This is a genomic window from Pseudarthrobacter sp. MOO14 (assembly GCF_058267675.1).
Genome location: NZ_CM177849.1, coordinates 2,437,540 through 2,458,691 on the forward strand (window position 1 = coordinate 2,437,540; position 21,152 = coordinate 2,458,691).

The following is a 21,152-nucleotide window of genomic DNA, read 5'->3' on the forward strand; positions in this document are numbered from 1 at the left end:
TCCCGGCGGTCAGGGAGTGCAGGTCGGGGGCGTTCCGGGCGTTTGGCCGGCCGCACAGGTTGGCAGCGGTGAGATGGGCGTCGGCCCCGCCACGGGTGAGGTGGTGGGCGCCGGCGTCGGGGCCGCCGTGGTGGGGGCGGGTTTCGGAGCCGTCGCGTAGATGACCGTAATCAGCGAACCCTTGGGCACTGTTCCGGTGGGGTTCAGCTCCAGGACAGTTCCCGGGGTCGCGGTGCTCTCCTGCGGCAGGACCGTCACCTGGAGCCCCAGGCCGGCCAGCGAAGCCTGGACCTGCCGGTAATCCTTGCCCAGGTAGGCCGCCGGAATCACGTTGACCGTGTCCTGGGTGGGCGTGGGCGTGGGCGTTGGTGTGCTGCGGGTCTGCGTGGGCGTGGCCGACGCTGTGGTGCGGGTTGGGGTGGCCGACGGGGAAGGGGTGCTGCTGGTGCTGGTGCTGGTGCCGGACGTCGGGTTGCCGGCCGGCGAGAAGAGGCCCACCTGGTTCAACAGGAAACCCACCAGGGCAAACAGGAGCAGCAGGATTAGGGCGACCAAAGGCCAGGTCCAGGGACTGCGGCCCTTGCGCCGCGGCTCGTCGGCGGGGCCGTCGTCGTACCTCTCCTCCTCCTGGTCCCAGTTCCGTTCCGCCGCCAGGGCGTTGGCGCGCGCAAGATGCCCCTGCGGGCCGTCCGCGCCGGCGGCCGCTGCGCCTGCAGCAACCCCGGCCGCGGCACCGGCGGCACCGGCGCCCAGGACCGGCAATGCCGACGTTGCGGTGGGAGCGGAATCACGCTGCGCGCCGATCACGCCGGTGGGAGCAGTGGCTGTGTCCACCGGGGCGGTGATGGGTCCGGTCTCGGCATCGAACAGCAGCATGCCCGGCACGGCGGCGCGAGCTGCGTTGATGTCGCCGTTCCGGATGGCCTCCGCGGCCTCGGCCAGTTTGATGGCGTTGGCCGGGCGGTTCTTCGGATCCTTGGCCAGCATGGACATCAGGAGCGCACGGACCGGGGTGGGGAGAGACTCCGGGAGCGGTGGCGGTGCATCGTTCACCTGGGCCAAGGCAATGGCGATCTGCGATTCACCGGAGAAAGGCCGGTGGCCGGTGAGGCACTCGTAGCCGATGACGCCCAAGGAATAGATGTCCGATGAACCGGTGGCGGTCTGCCCGGTGGCCTGTTCCGGCGCCAGGTACTGCGCTGTTCCCATGACCTGGCCCGTCTGGGTCAGGGGGACCTGGTCGGCGAGGCGGGCGATGCCGAAATCGGTCACCTTGACCCGGCCGTCGGGGGTGATCAGCAGGTTTCCCGGCTTGACGTCGCGGTGGACCAGGCCCTGCGCGTGCGCGACGGCCAAGGCCCGGGCAGTCTGGGCGATCATCGAGAGCGTACGGTCCGGTGAAAGCACCTGCTCGTGCTCGATGATGCTGCTCAGCGGCTGCCCCGGAACCAGTTCCATGACCAGGTAGGCGGAGCCCTCCTCTTCGCCGTAGTCGAAGACGTTGGCGATGCCCACGTGGTTCAGCAGGGCCGTGTGGCGGGCCTCGGCGCGGAAACGCTGCAGGAAGCCGGGGTCGCCGGTGTACTCCTCCTTCAGCACCTTGATCGCGACGATGCGGCCCAGGACGAGGTCTTTGGCTTTCCAGACTTCGCCCATACCGCCGATCGCGATCCGCGTGGTCAGCTGGAATCTGCCGCCGAGGGTGATTCCGGTTGTAGGCCTCACTTATTCAACACCGCCTCAAAAATCTTCTTCGCGTTGGGACTGGTCAGCTTTGCTCCCGCGTAGATGTCTACGCCTTCCATGACAATCGTGACGCTGACCTTCGGGTTATCAGCGGGGGCGAACCCGGTGAACCACGAGTTGTTGGTTCCGTTTCCGAGTTCAGCGGTGCCGGTCTTGCCAGCGACCTGTACCCCGGGGACGGCCGCGCCCTTGGCGATGCCGTCGGTCACCACGCTGGTCATCCAGTCGGTGATTTGCTTGGCGATTTCCGGGGTGGTGGACGTCCTGAGCTGTGCCGGCTGGGGCTCGTCAATGACGCGCAGATCCGGGGACCGCAGGGTCTTGACGAGGCTTGGCGCCATCTGGACGCCGCCGTTAGCGATGGCGTTCGTCATCATGTTGACCTGCAGCGGCGTGACCCGGACGTCCTTTTGGCCGATGGCGGACTGGGCCAGTCCGGGCTTGTCCAGGTTGTCGGGGAACACGTTGCCTTGGGCATGGCCGAGCTTGAGCTGGTCCCCGACATCCTCGCCAATCCCAAACTTCTTAGCCTGGTCGGCGATGGCGTTGCGGCCAAGGTCCAATGCGATGCTCGCGAACGGTGTGTTGCAGGACTGCTGGAGTGCGAACGCGAACGTGGCGGTGTCCCTGGTGTAGCAGTTGCCGCCGGCGTAGTTGGGCAGCTTGTACTGGATGCCGTCAAATGGCATCTCAGCGGGATTGGGCAGCACGCTGTCCTTGTTGTATTTCCCCGAGGCAAGCGCGGCCGCCGTGTCCACGAGCTTGAAAACGGATCCCGGGGCGAGCAGCGCGCCGGTGGGGCCGCTGACGTTCTGGTTCAGGTTAATGCCGGGCACCTTGACCAGTTCGTTGATGTTGGTGCTCTCCGCAGTGGGATCCTGCGTGGCCACCAGGTTCGGGTTGTAGGACGGCTTGGACACCATCGCAAGGATGGCGCCCGTCTTGGGATTGGTGACGACGATCGAGCCGCGCTGGCCATCCGGGATGAGGCTGTAGGCCAACTGCTGGATCTGTGGATCGATGGTCAGTTCCACCGACGCGCCCTTGGGCTGGTTGCCCAGGAAGAGCTGGCCTACGCGGTCCAGGAAGAGCTGGTCCGAGTTGCCTGCCAGTTCGGCCCCCATGGACTGCTCCAGCCCGGTGGCGCCGTAGTTCTGGGAGAAATACCCGGTCAGTCCCGCATACAGCTCGGGCTGGGTGTACGTGCGCTGGAATTTGCAGGTTTCCGAGTTGCTCTCCACCGACTCCGCCACCGGAGTTCCGCCCACAATGATCGAACCCCGGTCATTGCAGTAGGTCTGGAGGATGGCGCGCTTGTTCCACGGGTTGTCCTTGAGCTCATCGGCGCCCACCACCTGCACGTAGCTGATGGCCCCGAAGATCAGGGCGAACATTGCGATGGCCGCGACCCATGAGTGCCGTATTGCCTGGTTCATGCGTGCTTCACCGCCTCGGTTGGAGTATCAATACCTGTTGATTCGGACCCGGCCGACGGCGGCAGCGGAGTGGTGTCAACCGGCCCACGGGCCGTGTGCGAGATCATCAGCAGCAGCCCCACGATGATCCAGTTGGCCAGCAGGGACGAGCCTCCCGCAGCCAGGAAGGGCGTGGTGAGGCCGGTCAGCGGAATCAGCCGCGTGACGCCGCCGATCACCACAAAGCACTGAAGCGCCACCGCGAAGGACAGTCCGCAGGCCAGCAACTTTCCAAAGGCGTCCCGGGTACCCAGGGCGGCCCGGAACCCGCGGGTGAACAGCAGCAGGTACATCAGGACCACCGCGAAAAGTCCGATCAGGCCCAGCTCCTCGCCCAGGGAGGCAATGATCATGTCGCTGTTGGCGAACGGAACCAGGTCGGGGCGCCCCTGCCCCAGGCCGGTACCCACCAGGCCGCCGTTGGCCATGCCGAAGAGGCCCTCGACGATCTGGAAGCTGCCGCCGTATTGCCGCCCGTAGACCTCATCGGTGAAGGCGTTCAGCCAGCCGTCGATCCGCAGGCCCACATGGGAGAAAACCTGCGAGGCGATGAGGCCGCCACCCAGGAACAGCGCCATGCCAATGACGACCCAGCTGATGCGGCTGGTGGCCACATAGATCATGACGATGAACAGGCCGAAGAACAGGACGGAGGAGCCAAGGTCGCTCTGGAAGACCAGGACGCCAATGCTCACCAGCCAGGCGGCGATCATGGGGCCGAGGTCCTTGAAACGCGGGAACTGCAGCGGCCCCACCTTGCGGCCTGCGAGCAGGATGAGGTCCCGGTTGGAGGAGAGATAGCCGGCAAAGAAGATCGCCAGGGTGATCTTTGCGATTTCACCGGGCTGGAAGGTCATGGGACCTATCCGGATCCACACGCGGGCACCGAGGATTTCACCGGCGCTGATGCCTGGAATCAGGGGGAGCACCAGCAGGACTGCACTGGCCGCCAGTGAAATAAACGTGAACCGGCGCAGCACCCTGTGGTCTTTGAGGAACCAGATGACTGCAATGGCCACGGCCATGGCGATCAGGGTCCAGCGGAGCTGGTTGTTCCCGGTATCACCGCCGGGAGGGTCCAGCCGGTGGATCATCGCCAGGCCCAGGCCGTTCAGGGCAACTACCAGTGGAAGTATTACCGGATCAGCATATTTCGCGCGGAAGCGCAGGACGCCGTGGAACGCCAGGGATGCTGCGGCCAACAGGCTTGACTGGAACCAGAAATCGGAGTCAAAGGCCTTCTGCTGGTCCACACCCACCAGCATGTTCGCGCCGATGCCCACCGTCAGGGCAAGCAGCAGCAGGAGGAGCTCAACGTTGCGGCGGGGCTTGGGGGCGGTGTTGACCTGGCTCATTTGGCCCCCTGGCAGGTGATGGTGGGTGTGGGAGATGGTGACGGTGCCGTCGGGGTGGGCGCCGGTACGGGGGCGCCTGATGCCGGCGGAGGAGCCGCACTGTCGGTTGGTGCGGGTGGCGACGCGGACGCGGACGGCTTGGGGCATTCCTCTTCCGGTGACGTGCTGCCCGTCAGCTCGAGGTTCTTGACGATCCGCTGGGCGTCGTAGAGGTCGTTCGCCGGCACGGTTTGGCGGACGCGCTGCTGCGAGAAGGGCGGCAGGGAATCCATCCGGATATCAGTCACGGCTTCGAGGGATGAGAGCTGGATGGGGCCAAGCCGCTGGGAAACCCCGTTGTAGATGGCCACCCGGGAATCAAACTCGCCCACGTAATAGCGGGTTTGAGTCCAGGCATAGCCCAGCCAGAGGCCAATGGCCACCACGACCACCACGGCGGCTGCAACGGACCACGCGATCCAGCGGCGGGGACGAAGCGGAACAAGGGTGTCCGCGGTGTCGCCGGCCGGTTCCGCTTTGTGGGTGAGCAATGTTGCTGCGCGCCTGGCCACGGTGCGCCCGGCAACCGTGGGGATGGACCCGGATTCCGCGGCGGAAGCAGCCGCACCCACCAGTTCATGCGGGCGGGAGGCAAGCTCCTCGCGGAGGACCTCGGCGGACAGGTGTTCGCCCAAGTGCGGGTCCGTGCTGCCGGGCTCGGCGGAACGTGAGTCCGGGTCAGTGGCGTCGCCGTCGCCGGCTGCGGTGGATGTAGGTTCCTTTGCATCGTCGCCGGTGCCGGTGGCCGGCGGCGCGGGAGCCTGCCTGGCTTGATCCGAAGCGGGGGCTGCAGGCTTGGCGGCCCCTCCGGCAGCTGCCGCGGCAGCGGGCATGCTGCCAGACGGCGGCATGATGATCTCGACGGCGGCCGTGCTGACGTCGTCGGCCGTTTCCGGGACGATGTCCAGCACCACCACGGTGACGTTGTCCGGGGATCCGGCCTCAAGGGTCAGGTCAACCAGGGTTTCCGCGCACTCGCGCAGGTCCTTGGTTTCCCGGATTGTCCGTTCCACGGCATGCCCTGCAACGTAGTTCAGTCCGTCCGAGCAGAGCAGCCAGCGGTCGCCCTGCCGCGCTTCCAGTGTGTCCAGGTCCAGCTCGGGGCTGGCGTCGACATCACCCAGGACGCGCATCAGGACGTTCTTGTGCGGGTGCGTTTCGGCTTCCTCGGGCCGGAGGCGGCCCTCATCGATCAGCCGCTGGACAAAGGTGTGGTCTACGCTGACTTGCTTGAATTCTCCGTCGCGGAGCCGGTAGGCGCGGGAATCGCCGATGTGGGCGAAGTGCAGCTTCCCCCCGGCCAGCAGCAGGGCGGTCACGGTGGTGCCCATCCCCGCGAGCTTGGGGTTGATGTGCACCAGTTCGGAGAGCAGGGAGTTGGCGGTCTGTATTTCGTCGGCCAGGATGGTGCCGGCATCGTCGCCGTAGTCGGGCCGGTCCAGGTGGATCATGTCCAGGACGGTGGCGGCGGAAGCGACGTCACCACCTGCGTGCCCGCCCATGCCATCGGCCACCACCGCGAGGTGCCGGCCCACGTAGGCGGAGTCGTCATTCTTGGAGCGGATACGGCCCACGTCCGAACGCGCTGCGTAACGCATGATGAGGGGCCGCTCCGCCGGATCGGGTCCGGGTGCGGTTTTTTCAGTGACGGCCACGGCTACGGCCTCAATTCGATGACCGTCTTGCCGATTCTCACGGGTACCCCTGGCTCAACCGGCAAGGCGCGGGTCAGTTGCTGGTCTCCCAGGTATGTTCCATTGGTGGAGCCGAGATCTTCGATGAACCACCGGCTTCCCTGCGGGAACAGCCTGGCGTGGCGGCCGGAGGCGTAATCGTCCTCCAGGACCAGGGTGGCTTCCTGGGCGCGTCCCAGGAGGATGGGGCTGGCGGCCAGGGGAAGGGTTTTGCCCTTGAGTGGGCCTTCCACCACGACCAGCTGCCGGGCCTGCTGCTTCACAGGCTGTTGCAGCGGTTCGGCCAGTTCCGGGTTACGGCGGACCTGGCGTGCCGTGGGTGCGCCGGCAGCTGCCTTGCGGCCCACCATGAGGTCGCGGCGCATGGCCGAGACGATGCTGAAGATGAGCACCCAGAGGAGCAGCAGGAAGCCGAACCGCAGCGCGGTGATGGTGAGGTCGCTCATGCGCGGCCACCCGGGCTGGCAGGAAGCAGGCGGAAGATAATCTTTGTCCGTCCCATCGTGATGGTGGAGCCGTCCGTGAGTTCGGTGCTTCCGGAGACCCTCTGCCCGTTGACGTAGCTGCCGTTGGTGGAACCAAGGTCCACCGCATTCGTTACGCCGTCGGCCGTGCGGATTTCGAGGTGGCGGCGCGAGACACCGGTGTCCTCGATGTGGATGTCTGCCTCGGAGGACCGGCCCAGGATGATGGACTGGGCGTTCAGCGAATAACGCTGGCCGTCAATATCGAGCACAGGCTGGAGCCTCGCCGGCTGCCGGCTCGGTGCCGCGGGAACATTGGGCCGCGCCTGGGCGGGTGCAGGAGCCGGGGCACCTTGGGATTTCTCGGTCGAGGAAGCGATCTCGAAGTCACCGGCCCGAAGCCCGGACTCCCGGCGAAAGGATATCCTGACCGGCCCCTGGAGGATGTAGCCCTGGCCGCGGACATGGTTGATGACGACGTCGCAGAGTTCTTCGGCGAGGGGAGTGCCCCACTCCTGTGCCCGCCGGAAGTCCTCATCGCTGAGCTGGACATCGAAAACGTTGGGCACCAATGTGCGGCCTGCGGCCACGGTAAGGGCCTTGTGGTCCACTTCGCGGCGGAGCCTGCTGGCAATCTCCACGGGCTCGACCTGGGCCTTGGAACCGGTGGAGAAGACACCGCGGACGGCCTTTTCAATGCCGCGTTCGACCCTGTCCAGCAGACCCATGGTTCTTCTCCTTTCCCCCCGGTTCCAGGGAAGCCGTTGTTCCTGACCAGCACCTGCAGTGCAGTGCGCCGCATTGTGGGGTGGCTGCCGACGGCAGCCGCTCCTGTATCCGATACTACTGTCCAGCCCCGTGAATGACCTTAATCCACAACGGCCGGGCGGCGGCAAAAGTTCGTCTTCACATCCGGGCGTCCCTCGCGCCGGCCCGGCGTTCGGCGGCGTCGAAGGCCCGTTCCGGTGCAGTTTTTTCCCTGCCGACAGCCGGGTCCGGGGGTGCCGAAGGCGGCGGCCTGGCGGCCAATTGGTAATTTGCCGCATGTGTCCGTTATGCTTGATCTTGCTGCTTTTACGAGGTGCAGGTACGGAAATCCGGGCCGGCTGAGTGGAAGAAGTTGCGCGCGAGTGGCGGAACGGCAGACGCGCTGGCTTCAGGTGCCAGTGTCCGAAAGGGCGTGGGGGTTCAAATCCCCCCTCGCGCACGCACATGGAAAAGCCCCGGTCTTGGACCGGGGCTTTTTTGCGTTCCTGGCCGCTCATGGGCTTGTTCGCGGATCCGTCCCTATAAAGAGCGGGTGTGCGAACACGCTTAGGAATGCGGCGGCGAAGCGTCCTGCTGCGCGGCCGGGCGCGCGGACGCCTTGAACCGGCGTCGTGAATTGGCCAGGTGGCTCCGCATGGCAGCTGCCGCGGCCGCCTCGTCACCATCGGCGATGGCCTCCAGGATGGAGCGGTGCTCCAGCACCACCTGGTCGAAATGGTCCCGGGCATAATGCTCGACGCCGGTCATCAGGCGCGTGCGGGGCATCGCGATCATGGTCTGCCCCAAGGCCGCCAGGCAGTCGGAGTAATAGGGGTTGCCGGACGCCGCAGCCACGGCCCGGTGGAATTCAAAGTCCGACTTCATGGCGTGGGCAGGGTGGCCCGAGCTTTCGGTAAAGGCTTCCAGTGCGGTGCCGACGGCCCGCAACTGCCTGTCCGTGCGGTTGCGGGCCGCCAGTGCCGCGGCCTCCGTCTCCACGCCCATGCGGAATTCCAGCAGGTGGAGCCTGTCCTCTGTGCTGGTCACTGGGCGTCCACCCGGCATGGCCGGCGGTGCGTCCGAGGGTGGCGTGAGGGCGAAACTGCCGCGTCCGCGTTCGGTTTCAACGAGTCCCTCGGCCTGCAGCCTTGTCAGTGCTGCACGCACCACCGTGCGGCTGACGCCGAAATCATTGATGAGCGTGTTTTCGCTGGGCAGCTTCTCGCCCGGCTGGATGACACCGTCGACGATGCGGTTGCGAAGGTCAGCGGCGAGATCCGCGGTGAGGTTCCGGCTCATGGGTCAAGGTTACGCGCCGAAGGCCACGCTTTCGGTTGTCCAGGCGCGGGCTTGGTCGCTGAGGGTGATGCCGAGGCCGGGGCGGTCCGGGACGATCATCCGGCCGTCTTTGGTTTCCAGGCGTTCGTTGAACAGCGGGTCGAGCCAGTCGAAGTGCTCTACCCAGGGTTCGCGGGGGTAGGTGGCGGCGAGGTGGAGGTGGATTTCCATGGCGAAGTGCGGGGCTAGGCCCAGGCCGCGTTCGTCGGCGAGGGCGGCGAGTCGGAGGAATTGGGTGATGCCGCCGACGCGTGGGGCATCGGGTTGGATGATGTCGCAGCCGTTGGCGTTGATCAGGGCTTTGTGTTCGGCGACGGAGGCGAGCATTTCGCCGGTGGCGATGGGGGTGTCCAGGACGTGGGCGAGGTGGGCGTGGCCTTCGAAGTCGTAGGCGTCCAGCGGTTCTTCGATCCAGGCCAGGTTGAAGTCTTCGAGGCGGCGGCCCATGCGCAGGGCTGTGGCGCGGTCCCACTGTTGGTTGGCGTCGACCATCAGTGGGACGTCGGGGCCGATGTGGTCCCGGATGCCGGCGACCCGGCGGAGGTCTTCCGTGCTGTCCGGCAGGCCTACTTTGATTTTGATGCCGCCGATGCCTTCCTCGATGGACCGGCTGGCCCGGTCCTTGACTTCTTCGAGGGTGGCGTTCAGGAAGCCGCCGGAGGTGTTGTAGGTCCGCACCGAGTCGCGGTACGAGCCCAGGAGCTTGGCCAGGGGCAGGCCTGCGCGTTTTGCCTTCAGGTCGTACAGGGCGATGTCGATGGCGGCCAGGGCCTGGGTGGCGACGCCGGAGCGGCCCACGGAGGCCCCGGCCCACAGGAGTTTGGTGTAGATCCTGGCGATGTCGTTGGGGTCCTCGCCGATCAGGCCCTCGGCGACCTCTTTGGCGTGGGCGTACTGTGCCGGTCCGCCGGCCCGTTTGGAGTAGCTGAAGCCGATGCCCGAATGCCCGAGTTCGGTGGTGATCTCGGCGAACAGGAAGACCACCTCGGTCATGGGCTTCTGCCGGCCGGTAAAGACTTTGGCGTCGCTGATGGGGACAGTGAGCGGCAGGCGTGCGGTGGACAGCTTGACGTGCCGGATCAGATCGACAGTACTCATTGATACTCCTAGGGGCGTGACTGGGCTCCATCGCCCACCTCTTTAGGATATAAGTTGATAACTTGTATTACAAGTTTGGGCTTTTGTTGTGCTCACCACTCCGGGATCGCGGCAGGAATAGCGCCGGGCTGCGGTGCTGTTGACCCAGGCATGAAAGCAATTACCTACAGCGAATACGGCAGCCCCGACGTCCTTGAGCTCACCGAGCAGCCCATGCCGAAGGTGGGTCCGGGAATGGTCCTGGTCAAGGTGAAGGCGGCTGCAGTCAATCCGGTGGACTGGAAGATCATGGCGGGTTACCTGGATGCGGCCATGGACCTGCAGTTCCCGGCGATCCCGGGATGGGATGTGGCAGGCGTGGTGGAGTCGGTGGGAATCGATTCCCGGCAGTTCAAACCCGGCGACGAAGTGATCGCCTACGGGCGCAAGGACTACGTCCACGGCGGCAGCTTCGCCGAATACATTGCCTTGCCCGAAAGGCTCCTGGCGCGGAAGCCCGCCGCCCTTGACTGGAACGGGTCCGCAGGCCTTCCGCTGGCGGGCTTGACTGCCTACCAGGTGCTGAACCGCCTTGGCCTCAGCGCAGGCGAGACCGTACTGATCCATGGCGGCGCCGGCGGCGTGGGATCCCTGGGCATCCAGATTGCCGTGGCGCTGGGCGCCGAAGTCATTGCGACGGCGTCGGAAAAGAACCACGATTTCCTCCGCTCCCTGGGCGCGCACCCCGTCACGTATGGTGACGGTCTTGCCGACCGGGTCCGGTCCCTCCGGCCCGGAGGGGTGGACGTGGTTGCCGATTTTGTCGGCGGCAACCTGGCAGCCACCCTCGCCGTGCTTGCAGAAGGCGGACGGCATGCCTCGATCGCCGACAGTGACGTTGAAGAGCATGGCGGCACCTGGATGTGGGTCAGCCCTGTCGGCGCCCAGCTTCAGGAACTGGCGGACCTGGTGGATGAGAGGAAGATGCGGGTGGAGGTTGCCGAGGTGTTTCCCCTGGCCCGGGCGGCGGACGCATTCCGGCTCAACATGGAGGGGCATACCCGGGGCAAGATCGTGGTGACGGTGGATCACACAGTCTGAGTCCGCAACTGCCCGTTATTTCCTGATTGCGCCGAATCCTGCAATCAGCGCCTCGAGTCCGAGGCGGAAGGCGGTGTCGGCCGGGCGGCCGCGTTCCTGCCCGGCCGAGGCCTCCTGCCCTGATGCCGAATGTCTCACGGCCGCCGTGAAATAGGGCGTGGATTCCGCCATTGAACCGGCGTCGAAAATGTCCTCGGGCGCCGTGACGTCGTAGGCGGAGCCGAAGATAAAGGACTCCAGTGCCACGATGGAGGGTACGATCCGGTCCTGGGGAAAGCCGGCGTCCGAAAATCCCTTGCTGACGGTCTCGTACATGGCGAGGGTCTGCGGGGCATCCGTCACAGGCAGGACGGCGATGACGGGAATCAGCGGGGTGTGTTCTGCAAAGACATCCCGGTAGCTCCAGGCCCAGGTGCGCACGGCGTCTTCCCAGCTGCTGCCGCCGAATCCGGAGACATCCACCAAGGACATCAGATGGTCCTCCACCAGGAGCAGCACGTCGTGCTTGGACGCCACGTGGTTGTAGAGGGCGGACGGCGCAACGTCCAACACCTTGGCGAGGGCGGCCATGGTCAGCCCGTCATAGCCTTTGCGGCTGACCAGCTTCAGCGCGGCCGAGGTAATCCCCGCTTTGTCCAAGACCGCCGCCGACGGCCTGCCCGCCCGCCTCTTCTGCGCGCCCCCGCTGGTGGCGGCGCGTCCCTGTGCGGCTGATAGTGCCGGCATTCCTGCCCTTTCGTCGGTGGTCTCCAGCATTATTCCATCCGGGACTTCCGCTCCCGGATGCCACCGGTTATAGTTCTACTAAATGAATGCCATTCATTTAGTGGTTTCCATCACTAGGGAAGCCGAAGAGAGGACATCATGCTGAACCTGAACCGCGACGTCGTGGTCGTTGGAGCCGGGCCGTCCGGACTCACCGCCGCCCGTGAACTGAAGAAGGCCGGCCTCACCGTCGCCGTACTTGAGGCCCGCGACCGCGTGGGCGGCCGCACCTGGACGGACACCGTGGACGGCGCCATGCTCGAGATTGGCGGCCAGTGGGTTTCCCCGGACCAGACCGCCCTCCTGGAACTCCTCCGGGAACTGAACCTGGAGACCTACCCGCGCTACCGCGACGGCGAGTCCATCTACATCGGCGCGGACGGCATCCCCGTGCGCTACACCGGCGATTCCTTCCCCGTGGACGCGGACACCGCCGTCGAAATGGACCGCCTGGTGGCCCTCCTGGACGGCCTGGCCGCCGAGATTGGCGCCACGGAACCGTGGGCCCACCCGAAGGCCCGCGAACTGGACACCATTTCCTTCCATCACTGGCTGCGGCAACACTCGGCCAACGAGGAAGCCTGCAAGAACATTGGCCTCTTCATCGCAGGCGGCATGCTCACCAAGCCGGCCCACGCCTTCTCCGCCCTGCAGGCGGTCCTGATGGCCGCCTCCGCCGGCTCGTTCACCCACCTGACGGACGAGGACTTCATCCTCGACCGGCGCGTGGTGGGCGGGATGCAGCAGGTTTCGCTGCTTCAGGCGCAGGAACTGGGCGACGACGTCGTCCTGGACTCCCCGGTGCGCACCATCAACTGGGAGCAGGATGCCGACGGCGGCTACCGGGTCGCCGTCGAGTCTGACCGCGCTACCGTCAACGCCCGGTTTGTGGTCATGGCCGTGCCGCCCAACCTCTATTCCCGAGTCTCGTTCAACCCGCCGTTGCCGCGCCGCCAGCACCAGATGCACCAGCACCAGTCCCTGGGCCTGGTCATCAAGGTCCACGCCGTCTACGCCACTCCTTTCTGGCGGGACAAGGGACTTTCGGGTACTGGCTTTGGGGCGGATGCTTTGGTGCAGGAGGTCTACGACAACACCAACTACGGAGATTCCCGCGGCACGCTGGTGGGCTTCGTCTCGGATGAGAAGGCGGACGCCGTCTTTGAGCTCAGCGCCGACGCCCGGAAGAAGGCCATCCTGGAATCCATTGCCGGCTTCCTTGGCGACGAAGCTCTGGCTCCGGAGGTTTACTACGAGTCCGACTGGGGCTCGGAGGAGTGGACCCGGGGCGCCTACGCTGCCAGCTACGACCTGGGCGGCCTGCACCGTTACGGCAAGGACCAGCTGGCACCCGTGGGTCCTATCTACTGGTCCTCGTCCGACCTGGCCGCGGAAGGCTACCAGCACGTCGACGGTGCCGTCCGCATGGGGCGCCTGACCGCCGCGCGCATCGCCGAGGTGGCGAAGGTTCCGGTTGCCGCCGGCTGGTAAATAAGCATGCTTACTAATAGGCTGGCGGCGGGGAGCGTCCCCGACTTCAGACGAACGAGGTGAGGCATGACTGACGCGCAGAGCATCAGCAAGGTTACTGAGATCATCAACGATGCCAAGATCGGGATGGTCACCACCATCAACGAAGAAGGCGCCCTCGTCAGCCGGCCGCTGGCAGTCCAGGAGGTCATGGACGACGGCGATATGTGGTTCTTCACCGGCCTGGGCACCTCGCAGGTGGCGCACGTCCGGGCAGATCCGCGCGTCAACGTCGCCTTTGGCAAGAACACCGAATGGGTTTCCGTTGCCGGAACCGCCGAGGTGGTCACGGACCGGGCCAAGATCCACGAAATGTGGAACCAGGTGGTCGAGGCGTGGTTCCCCGACGGTCCGGACACCCCCGAAGTGTGCCTGCTCCGGGTCGAATCGGACTCCGCGGAGTACTGGACCAGCCCGGGTGGCACTGCGGCCACCGTGCTGCAGTGGGTGAAGTCTAAGGTCACCAACAGTCGGATGAGTGTTGGCGAGAGCGAAACCGTGGAGCTTTAGCAGAACCAGGGGGCGGAGCGGCTACGGCTGCTCCGCCCTTTTCAACGCCTGCAGGACTGCCGGCAGCAGCACGTCATTGCGGCCCCACAGCGGATCCAGAATCTCCACGTACCAGGAGTCCGCGAGGAGCAGGGCCAGGGCATCGTTGGTTTCCACGGCCCAGTCCCGGATCTGTTCCTCTTCCACCGGGTTTTCGCTGGAGCCGAGGACCGTGGTCACTTCCGATCCGGCGATGGTCACGGGGATGGCTGCGCTGCTGGCCTCGCCAGGCGCGTGCGCCACCGTCACCAGTTCGGTGCGGGTGGACAGCGCCAGCAGTTCACCAGCGGTGGCGGCACTGCAGAAGCCCGTGACGTATTCGCGTTGCGCCGCCGCACCGTCCCGGATGCCCGGTTGGGATTCCTTGGTGAAGAGGCCGTGCCGGTTCAGCTCTGCCAAGGCCCCGGCGATGGGCCTGGTCTCGTCGTCGGAGCCCGGGGCAAAGTGTCCGGGCTGGTAGGAACTACCGCCCTCCAGCCACCGGGCCGTCAGTTCCCCGGCGGCCTCAAGGGTAGTGGCTTGGCGCCAGACTCCACGGTCCTCCAACAGCCGGCCGAACTTGTCACGGACGGGCACTTCCTCAGGCTTCATCTTCGGATGCTATCGCCGGGGCGGCGGCCCGATCCACCGCCCCCGACACAGCAGTTAACCTCAGCCGGCCTGGTCGGCCGGCTGGCGGGATGGAATTCCGGCCGCCCGTTCGGCCGCCGCCAGGGTCGCCGCCAGGCTCCCGACGGCGTCCGGGTACGTCGCGTGCGCGGCAGTGCGCAGCTGGTCCGCCGTGCGCATCGCCTTGATCAGGGCGGAGGTCTCCGGCAGGCGCACGTCCGTCAGGGCGGGGTAGTCGATCATGCTGGCCGGATCGAGCTCATAGCGGCGCCAGCGGAGCAAAAGCTCGTCATGCCGAGCTGTCGCCGCCTGATGGGCAGAGAGCTGCCGGCGGTGCTCACGGCGGCCCGCATGCCAGGCCAGGTACCGGGGGGTGGCGTGGTGGGCGGCAATTCCCGCGGCCACCGCCGCGCCCGCCATGACAAGCCCGGACCAGGGGGACACCATCGCAGCGATGATCAACGCCGGAAGTGCAACGCACGAGCCCAGGAAAAGGTCCCAGAACAGCTGGTCCGGCACCTCGGCGGCGCGGCCCTTGGGTCCCAGTGCCCGGCGTCGTACGGCAAAAACTGTGGCGGCCACGCTGGCAACCAGGACCGGACCACACAACAGGACCGCCCACGCACCTTGATGCAGTCCCTGGAACAGGAATTCGGCCATGGCTGACATTGTGCACCTCCAGCGCCCGCAGGCCCCGGCCGGAACGCCCGGGCTGGTCATTCCATTGCATCGTCTTCCGGGCACCGCGTCAATGGCGTCAGGGAATGGCCACAGGGGGTACTGCAAAGCATCGGGAGGTGGGTAGCGTGGACCCATGCGTATCAAAATGTGCAGCATTCATGTCCAGGATCCCGCAGCGGCCCATGCCTTCTACACGGGGACCCTGGGCTTTGACACGCTCATGGCCATGCCTGAGTACAACCTCTACATCATCAAGGACCCCGGCGCGGACGACAGTTCCACGGGGTTGCTCCTGGAGCCCAGCGACAACCCGATCGGCGCGGACTACATGAACGCCGTGCGCGAAGCGGGCCTGCCCGCCATCGTCTTCGGCGTCCCGGACGTCCAGGCCGAATTCGAACGGCTGACGGCGGCCGGCGTCAGCTTCAAGACGCCGCCCACCACGGATCCCTTCGGCACCAGTGCCGTGTTCGACGACGGCTGCGGCAACTACATCCAGATCCACCAGGACTGAGGGCTACTCCGCCTTCGCGCGGTCCTTCTTGGCCTGCTTTTTCGCCGCCTCTTCCTTGACCCGCTGGGCCTCGGCGCGGACGGCAGCGTGCGTGGAACGCTCGGTGACCAGCCATTGTGGCGGTGCCTGCAGCAGGGCGGTGATTTCCGCCGTCGTAAGCGCTTCCTCCACGCCGCCGCGGGCAAGGCCGCTGATGGACACGTTCAGCTTCTGTGCCACCACCGGGCGGGGGTGCGGGCCGTTGCGGCGGAGCTCGGCGAGCCACTCCGGCGGGTTGGCCTGGAGCTCGGCGAATTCCTCGCGGGTGATGGTTGAATCCTGGAACTCCTGCGGCGCAGCAGGCAGGTAGATGCCAAGTTTCTTGGCAACGGTGGCCGGCTTCATGGACTGGGAGTTTGCAGAGGTCATGCTTCAAGGGTATCCGGGCGGCGGGTACTGTGAAGACGTGCCCGCCGACAATACCCCTGCCCCTGACGCCCCTGACGCCGTTGCCGGCGCAGAGCCGCGGATGCTTCGCATCTCCTACGTGGCAGGAGTGACGCCCGGTAAGTGGATCCGCCGGTGGGAGGAGCGGATGCAGGATATTCCGCTGCGCGCATCCATGGTTGACGACGGCGACCAGCTGGAGGTGCTTCGCGACGGCAGGGCGGACATGGCCTTTGTCCGGCTTCCGGTGGACCGGACCGGCCTCAATGTCATCCCGCTGTATGAGGAGCAGCCCGTGGTGGTGGCCCCCAAAGGCCACGAGATCTCCGTGTTCGAGGAAGTGGCGCTCGCCGACCTGGAAGAGGAATTGATCCTGGATGTGGCCTCATTGGGTGGACCGGAGGCGGCGCTCCAGGTGGTTGCCACCGGCGCCGGGCTGGTGATCCTCCCCATGCCGGTGGCGCGCCACCTCAACGTCAAAGACACGGTGGCGCGGCGGCTGACCGGGTTGGACGGGACGGAAATCGGGCTGGCCTGGCCTGTTGACGCCACGGACGAGGTCCTTGAAGAGTTCATCGGCATCGTCCGCGGGCGCACTGCCCACAGTTCGCGGCAGCCCTCTGCCCAGCCGGTCAAGGAAAAGAAGGATCCCAAACCGGACCGGCGGGGAACCGGGACCAAAAAAGCCCCGAAAGTGGCCCAGCGCTATGCTCCCAACCCGGACAAGGGCCGTGGCAGGGGATCGCGGAAAAAGGGCAAAAGATAATCATTTACGGGTCCGTCGCGGCCAAATAATAAGTCTACTTGCGAATATGTTGCTAAGCATGCTTATTGTAGGAGGGTAGCGACGCGGGGTGACCAGCACCTTGCCACCTGCAGGAAGGCCGCGGCCCGATGACCAGCAACCTCGATCCTGATGCCCGGAGCAGTTACCGCCTGATCGCGTTGGCGGCGCGCCTGATCCAGCGGCGCCAGGACGATGCCCTGGCGCACCTTGGCCTCACCCGTGCCGCCGTCATTGCCCTGGAAGGGTTGACGGACGGTCCGCTGAACCAGGAACAACTTGCGGAGGAAATCCGGGTCCAGAGCCAGACGCTGGGCCGGGTCCTCCTGCGGCTCGAAGCCGCCGGCCTGATAACCCGGACCCGCCAGGTCACGGACCGCCGGCAACTAAAGGTGGAACTGACGGATGCGGGCAGTGCCGCGGTCGAAGCCGCACGGGAAGCGGAGGTCAACGCCTACCCGCGCGACTCCGATATTTCGTGGAAAGCCCTCCGCGAGGAGCTGACGAAGTTCGTCCACGCGGTCCCGCCGGGCCATGACTCCGGAGTAGTTCCCTTCGCGCCGGCCGAACACCGTACGGGGCACCGCGGCCAGGCCAGCCGTGCCGGCGGCTTGCGCGGCTGGGACCAATCCCGTCCAGGCGGATAATCGGCCACGCAACTGCAGTGCCGGCGGTTCGGCAGTCGATCATTCGATGACCAGCGCATGCCCTTGGTGCTACGACGACGGCATTTCCGGTCCGGAATGCCAGCGCAGCAGGGCCGCAACGTGGTCGTTGCCCGGCAGAAGCGGTCCCGGTACCAACAGGACTCGGGCGTCGGTCAGGGCTGCGGCGCGCACCAGTGCCGCAGGGCCCGGAACTACGCCAAGAATTCCGGCAGCCAAGGCTTCGTCCGGGGCGGCGGCGACCCACGGTTCGGCATCCAACGCCAGCAGGGTCCCTCCTGACAAGGCGGCGTCATCCATGATCAGGCATTCCACCTGCGCCTGCTGGAATGCTTTGACCACCGCATCGACTCCGCGGGCGGAACCCGAATTGGGCCTGCCTCCCTGAAGCGCCAGCCTGTCAAGCACGGCGTCCTGCTCCTCTGCCCACAACGCGGCTACGCGCCGGTTCACCTCGTCATCCAGGTCGGCACTGTCCGCACCGGCCGTATGGGTATGGGAATCCACCTCCGAGACGAGAGCCCTGCTGGAGTCCGAGAGGCTTTCCTGCACCAGCCCGCGCGCCCGGACGTCACCTGCGAGAACAATCAGCCTCGCGTGGCTGCCGCTTGCCACCCGGTCAATTTCCGTCGCCACGTCGCTGGCATTGCGGCGCCAAACTTCCTCTGTGTGGTGCTGGAAACGCAGCTGCGACCAGCCGCCGCCATGAAATTTGTGGACGTGCTCGGAGCTTCCTTCCACTTCCCGCACGTTGCCTGGAAAGCTCGCCCCGGTGCGGTACAACCTGATTTCTCCGTGTTCCCGGCTTACCTCTGCAACGATGTAGTGAATTACTTCCGGCCGGTGCTTGAGGAGGGGGATCAGGTTCGGGACTGGCCCAACTTCCATATATTCAGGGAGTATGGGGCTGCCGGGGAGCACCTCGTTGATTTCAGCTTTCCCGGCACGGACCAACACGAACCTGGACGCAGGAGCGGGCACACCAGCCGCCGGTGTCAGAACCTGGCCCATTGCCTGGATGTCGGCGGATGTTGCCCCCTGTGCTTCAAGCCGGGTTTGGGCGTTGCCGGGCCTGACGTCGCCGGCTTCCAAGGTGTCCACCGTCCCGGTCCCGGCGGCGACATAGGCCGTGCACCACGGACCTTGCAGGCGGAAGAGGTGTGCGTACGCTTCCAGGCCCGAACCAGGTTGTTCTGCCATGACGGTCTCCTCCGCGCGTACTGACGCAACCCCGGGTGCGGTTCGTCAATTTACCGTAGCCGCGGAGTGGGGCACGCTGAAGGGACTTCCGACCCCCCTTGGAGCTTTACGCTTGGCAGGCGTCCTTGAGGGCTTTGACCGAGTCCGCCGGCACCTGGTCCCCGGATGCAGCCACGTCGCCGAGCGGCGTCGTGATTTCCGCCGGGACCCCGGCCTCCCGGGCCGCGGACACCAACCCTGCCAGCGCCTTCTTATCGTCCACGCTGACAAGTCCGTCCTGGACCCTGGCGCAGATCTGCTTGGTGACCTCCTGGGCAACGGCGGAGGCGGCCTGGGAAGCGGCGGCGCTGGCCGCGTTGCCGGCCGCGTCCCCTGCCGCTCCGCATCCGGTCAACAACAAACCTGCGGACAGGACGGCGGTGAGGGCTGCGTGGCGGCGGATCATGCTTCCAGCCTACCGGCGCGCGGGAACCCCCAGGATGCTGTCCAGGAGCCCATTCCGGAACTTGCCCTCCGGATCGTGCCCGGCGGCGAAGGCCCGGAAGTCTGCGAAGCGCGGATAGAGCTTCTCCCAGTCGTAAGCGTCCGCGGTAAACAGCTTCCCCCAGTGCGGCCTCGCCCCGAAGGGCCGCAGGGCTTCTTCAAGGACCGGAAGGAAAGCCTCCACCTCGGGTTGCATCGGCTTCCAGGTAAAGTGCAAGGCCACGCTCGGCTGCCGGAAGAACGGGCTGAGCCAAAACTCATCGGCGGCGCCGGTGCGGATCTCCGAGACGAAGAGCAGGGGTGCGAGCTCGTCCGCGAGGGCCCGGACCGCCTGGAGGGCCGCGGGGGCCTGCCCGATGGGCAGGATGAACTCGCTTTGCAGCTCGTCCCCGTTGCTCGGCGTGAATTCATGGCGGAAATGCGGCAGACGGTCCAGCCAGGGCCCGGGCTGGTCCAGCTGGAGGGTGCAGTTCTCGGCAGACATGTCCGGCAGTGGATGGCGCGGGCGCTGGGCCGGTGTGGCGCCGTACAGGTTGGCCAGCGGCTCTTCCCCGGCAAGGGCTTTGAGCCAGACCTGGTTGACGGTGTCACCGGCATAGTCCGTAAAGAGGCTGACGCTGTAGGCGCTGGACACGATGGCGGTGAAGTCCTCCAGCGCGGCATCCCACGGAAGGTCTTCCAGGACGCGCTGGCGCATGCTGAAGCTTGGCCGTACCGCCAGTTCCAGCCCGGTGACGATGCCGAGGGCACCCATGCCCACCACGCTGGCCAGGAAGTCGTCCCCGTCCTTCCGGGACAGCGTGACCTGCTCGCCCGAGGCCCGAACCATGTCGATCGATTCCACGGCGCCGGCCAGTGCGGGGTTGTTGACGCCGGAACCGTGGGTGCCAGTCTGCACCGCGCCGGCTACCGAGATGTGCGGCAGTGATGCCATGTTGTGGATGGCAAGGCCGGCCTCTTCGAGCTTCCGGCACAGGGCACCGTAGCTCACCCCGCCGCTGACCCGGACCGTTGAACGGTCCGCACCCACCTCCACCTGCTGGGGGAGTGCATCGAGGAGGACGTGCACACCGTCCGTGTCTCCGACGCTGTTGAATGAGTGCCGTGACCCCAAGGCCTTCACCCGCGTCGATCCGGCGACGATGGCAGCCAGTTCGCTGACCGATTCCGGCCGCCGGACATCAGCGGAGGAGTATTGGAGGTTTCCTGCCCAGTTCTTCATTGAGTGGCTTTCGCTTGGTGTTGGGGTCATTCCACTGTCAGCGCTAACAAAGTGGGCTGTCAAGGCACTTCCGCTGTGCGGGCGGCGGCCCGCCAGTGTCCGGGCCGTCCGATACCCGCCGGGAGGCTCGTGGCCGCGCTGCCCCGCGCCGCGGCAACCTGCGCGGACCTCCTCGCTGACCTCCCGCAGAACCGCGCCAACACTCTCATGGAGGGACCCGACCTCGGCTGCAAGGACCGTTTCGAGGCTTCCACCGGCGATTCCCTGTACGAGGCTGTGTACCTGGTCCACCTCCCGTGCCGTTTCCGGGCTGTAAGCAAGCGACTCCGCCCGGTCCAGTTGCCAGAGCATTTCGTGGAGCTGCCGCAGGACCTTGAAGGCGGCAAACATGTCCTTGGCCGACCGGGGATCGTCCCGCCAGCTGGTCCCTCCGAAGAGCCGCTGGCTGACGGCCTGGCCGGCGCCGAAGCAGTCAAAGACTGTGCAGCCCGCGAACCCGCGGGCGCGCAGGCTGCGGTGGATTGTGCTGGAGAAGTCGCCTGCCAGCTTGGGGCACGGGGTGGCTGGCGGCTTGTCGATGGCAAAGTCCGCGGAGCGGGTGAATCCGAAGGCGGTGCAACACAGTGCAAAGCACTGGGTGCAGTCAGGTGTGAGGCGTGGGGTGGTGGGTTCCATGGGGGCTCCCTGG

At 66.2% G+C, this 21,152-nt stretch carries 21 protein-coding genes and 1 tRNA gene; 7 read left to right on the forward strand and 15 right to left on the reverse strand.

Annotated elements, in window-relative coordinates; genetic code table 11:
- Nucleotides 1–9 precede the first annotated feature (9 nt).
- Genes AC4EEV_RS11355 through AC4EEV_RS11380 form a run of 6 tightly spaced genes read right to left on the reverse strand, consistent with a single transcriptional unit; the run spans nucleotide 10 to nucleotide 7,501 of the window.
- Nucleotides 10–1,725, reverse strand: a complete 1,716-nt coding sequence (locus tag AC4EEV_RS11355) for a serine/threonine-protein kinase (protein WP_133832428.1) — start codon at nucleotides 1,723–1,725, stop codon at nucleotides 10–12.
- Nucleotides 1,722–3,182, reverse strand: coding sequence for a peptidoglycan D,D-transpeptidase FtsI family protein (locus AC4EEV_RS11360; RefSeq protein WP_026264867.1), 1,461 nt, complete (start codon nucleotides 3,180–3,182; stop codon nucleotides 1,722–1,724). The genes AC4EEV_RS11355 and AC4EEV_RS11360 overlap by 4 nt, the downstream gene beginning before the upstream one ends.
- The gene (locus AC4EEV_RS11365; protein WP_018762791.1) at nucleotides 3,179–4,576 is read right to left on the reverse strand and encodes an FtsW/RodA/SpoVE family cell cycle protein; all 1,398 of its coding nucleotides are present in this window, start codon (nucleotides 4,574–4,576) and stop codon (nucleotides 3,179–3,181) included. Before AC4EEV_RS11365 ends, AC4EEV_RS11360 begins: the two co-directional genes overlap by 4 nt.
- Nucleotides 4,573–6,270 (reverse strand): PP2C family protein-serine/threonine phosphatase, encoded by a 1,698-nt coding sequence (locus AC4EEV_RS11370; protein WP_491328970.1) that lies wholly within the window; start codon nucleotides 6,268–6,270, stop codon nucleotides 4,573–4,575. Before AC4EEV_RS11370 ends, AC4EEV_RS11365 begins: the two co-directional genes overlap by 4 nt.
- Before the next feature lie 2 nt (nucleotides 6,271–6,272).
- The gene (locus tag AC4EEV_RS11375) at nucleotides 6,273–6,755 is read right to left on the reverse strand and encodes an FHA domain-containing protein FhaB/FipA (RefSeq protein WP_018762789.1); all 483 of its coding nucleotides are present in this window, start codon (nucleotides 6,753–6,755) and stop codon (nucleotides 6,273–6,275) included.
- On the reverse strand, nucleotides 6,752–7,501 hold the full coding sequence (locus AC4EEV_RS11380) for an FHA domain-containing protein (RefSeq protein ID WP_018762788.1): 750 nt from the start codon (nucleotides 7,499–7,501) through the stop codon (nucleotides 6,752–6,754). The genes AC4EEV_RS11375 and AC4EEV_RS11380 overlap by 4 nt, the downstream gene beginning before the upstream one ends.
- A 396-nt stretch (nucleotides 7,502–7,897) precedes the next feature.
- Here AC4EEV_RS11380 and AC4EEV_RS11385 point away from each other — a divergent pair.
- Nucleotides 7,898–7,980 (forward strand) — tRNA-Leu (locus AC4EEV_RS11385).
- Between the two features lie 107 nt (nucleotides 7,981–8,087).
- Here AC4EEV_RS11385 and AC4EEV_RS11390 read toward each other — a convergent pair.
- On the reverse strand, nucleotides 8,088–8,819 hold the full coding sequence (locus AC4EEV_RS11390; protein ID WP_133832430.1) for a FadR/GntR family transcriptional regulator: 732 nt from the start codon (nucleotides 8,817–8,819) through the stop codon (nucleotides 8,088–8,090).
- 9 nt (nucleotides 8,820–8,828) lie between these two features.
- The gene (locus AC4EEV_RS11395) at nucleotides 8,829–9,956 is read right to left on the reverse strand and encodes an L-talarate/galactarate dehydratase (protein ID WP_491328971.1); all 1,128 of its coding nucleotides are present in this window, start codon (nucleotides 9,954–9,956) and stop codon (nucleotides 8,829–8,831) included.
- A 150-nt stretch (nucleotides 9,957–10,106) separates the two neighbouring features.
- Here AC4EEV_RS11395 and AC4EEV_RS11400 point away from each other — a divergent pair, with 150 nt between their 5' ends.
- A complete protein-coding gene (locus tag AC4EEV_RS11400) occupies nucleotides 10,107–11,036 on the forward strand; it encodes an NADP-dependent oxidoreductase (protein ID WP_491328972.1) in 930 nt (309 codons plus the stop codon).
- 15 nt (nucleotides 11,037–11,051) lie between these two features.
- Here AC4EEV_RS11400 and AC4EEV_RS11405 read toward each other — a convergent pair whose 3' ends face one another.
- A complete protein-coding gene (locus AC4EEV_RS11405) occupies nucleotides 11,052–11,762 on the reverse strand; it encodes a TetR/AcrR family transcriptional regulator (protein WP_231369923.1) in 711 nt (236 codons plus the stop codon).
- A 138-nt stretch (nucleotides 11,763–11,900) separates the two neighbouring features.
- Here AC4EEV_RS11405 and AC4EEV_RS11410 point away from each other — a divergent pair, with 138 nt between their 5' ends.
- Together AC4EEV_RS11410 and AC4EEV_RS11415 are read left to right on the forward strand one after the other, a co-directional pair.
- On the forward strand, nucleotides 11,901–13,292 hold the full coding sequence (locus tag AC4EEV_RS11410; RefSeq protein ID WP_491328973.1) for a flavin monoamine oxidase family protein: 1,392 nt from the start codon (nucleotides 11,901–11,903) through the stop codon (nucleotides 13,290–13,292).
- Nucleotides 13,293–13,358: 66 nt separating this feature from the next.
- Entirely contained in the window at nucleotides 13,359–13,841 is a 483-nt protein-coding gene (locus AC4EEV_RS11415; RefSeq protein ID WP_491328974.1) for a pyridoxamine 5'-phosphate oxidase family protein, read from the forward strand.
- A gap of 21 nt (nucleotides 13,842–13,862) precedes the next feature.
- Here AC4EEV_RS11415 and AC4EEV_RS11420 read toward each other — a convergent pair whose 3' ends face one another.
- Both AC4EEV_RS11420 and AC4EEV_RS11425 read right to left on the reverse strand, forming a co-directional pair.
- The gene (locus AC4EEV_RS11420; protein ID WP_018763392.1) at nucleotides 13,863–14,471 is read right to left on the reverse strand and encodes a DUF6919 domain-containing protein; all 609 of its coding nucleotides are present in this window, start codon (nucleotides 14,469–14,471) and stop codon (nucleotides 13,863–13,865) included.
- Between the two features lie 60 nt (nucleotides 14,472–14,531).
- Nucleotides 14,532–15,149, reverse strand: coding sequence for a hypothetical protein (locus AC4EEV_RS11425; protein ID WP_491328975.1), 618 nt, complete (start codon nucleotides 15,147–15,149; stop codon nucleotides 14,532–14,534).
- Nucleotides 15,150–15,303: 154 nt separating this feature from the next.
- On the opposite strand from AC4EEV_RS11425, the gene AC4EEV_RS11430 reads away from it, so the two are divergent.
- Nucleotides 15,304–15,684: a VOC family protein gene (locus tag AC4EEV_RS11430; RefSeq protein WP_018763390.1), complete on the forward strand. Its 381-nt coding sequence runs from the start codon at nucleotides 15,304–15,306 to the stop codon at nucleotides 15,682–15,684.
- Nucleotides 15,685–15,687: 3 nt separating this feature from the next.
- Here the strand turns inward: AC4EEV_RS11430 and AC4EEV_RS11435 are convergent, their stop codons facing one another.
- Nucleotides 15,688–16,092, reverse strand: coding sequence for a DUF5997 family protein (locus AC4EEV_RS11435; protein ID WP_026265045.1), 405 nt, complete (start codon nucleotides 16,090–16,092; stop codon nucleotides 15,688–15,690).
- On the opposite strand from AC4EEV_RS11435, the gene AC4EEV_RS11440 reads away from it, so the two are divergent.
- Nucleotides 16,055–16,876 (forward strand): LysR substrate-binding domain-containing protein, encoded by an 822-nt coding sequence (locus tag AC4EEV_RS11440; RefSeq protein ID WP_208294390.1) that lies wholly within the window; start codon nucleotides 16,055–16,057, stop codon nucleotides 16,874–16,876. The two genes, AC4EEV_RS11435 and AC4EEV_RS11440, sit on opposite strands and share 38 nt — an antisense overlap.
- A 128-nt stretch (nucleotides 16,877–17,004) precedes the next feature.
- Nucleotides 17,005–17,541, forward strand: a complete 537-nt coding sequence (locus AC4EEV_RS11445; protein WP_491328976.1) for a MarR family winged helix-turn-helix transcriptional regulator — start codon at nucleotides 17,005–17,007, stop codon at nucleotides 17,539–17,541.
- A 69-nt stretch (nucleotides 17,542–17,610) separates the two neighbouring features.
- Here AC4EEV_RS11445 and AC4EEV_RS11450 read toward each other — a convergent pair whose 3' ends face one another.
- From AC4EEV_RS11450 to AC4EEV_RS11460, 3 genes are all read right to left on the reverse strand, one after another.
- Nucleotides 17,611–18,759, reverse strand: coding sequence for a baeRF2 domain-containing protein (locus AC4EEV_RS11450; RefSeq protein ID WP_133831423.1), 1,149 nt, complete (start codon nucleotides 18,757–18,759; stop codon nucleotides 17,611–17,613).
- Between the two features lie 106 nt (nucleotides 18,760–18,865).
- Nucleotides 18,866–19,204 (reverse strand): hypothetical protein, encoded by a 339-nt coding sequence (locus tag AC4EEV_RS11455; protein WP_133831422.1) that lies wholly within the window; start codon nucleotides 19,202–19,204, stop codon nucleotides 18,866–18,868.
- Nucleotides 19,205–19,213: 9 nt separating this feature from the next.
- Nucleotides 19,214–20,464 (reverse strand): D-arabinono-1,4-lactone oxidase, encoded by a 1,251-nt coding sequence (locus tag AC4EEV_RS11460; RefSeq protein ID WP_491330875.1) that lies wholly within the window; start codon nucleotides 20,462–20,464, stop codon nucleotides 19,214–19,216.
- Nucleotides 20,465–21,152: the final 688 nt, after the last annotated feature.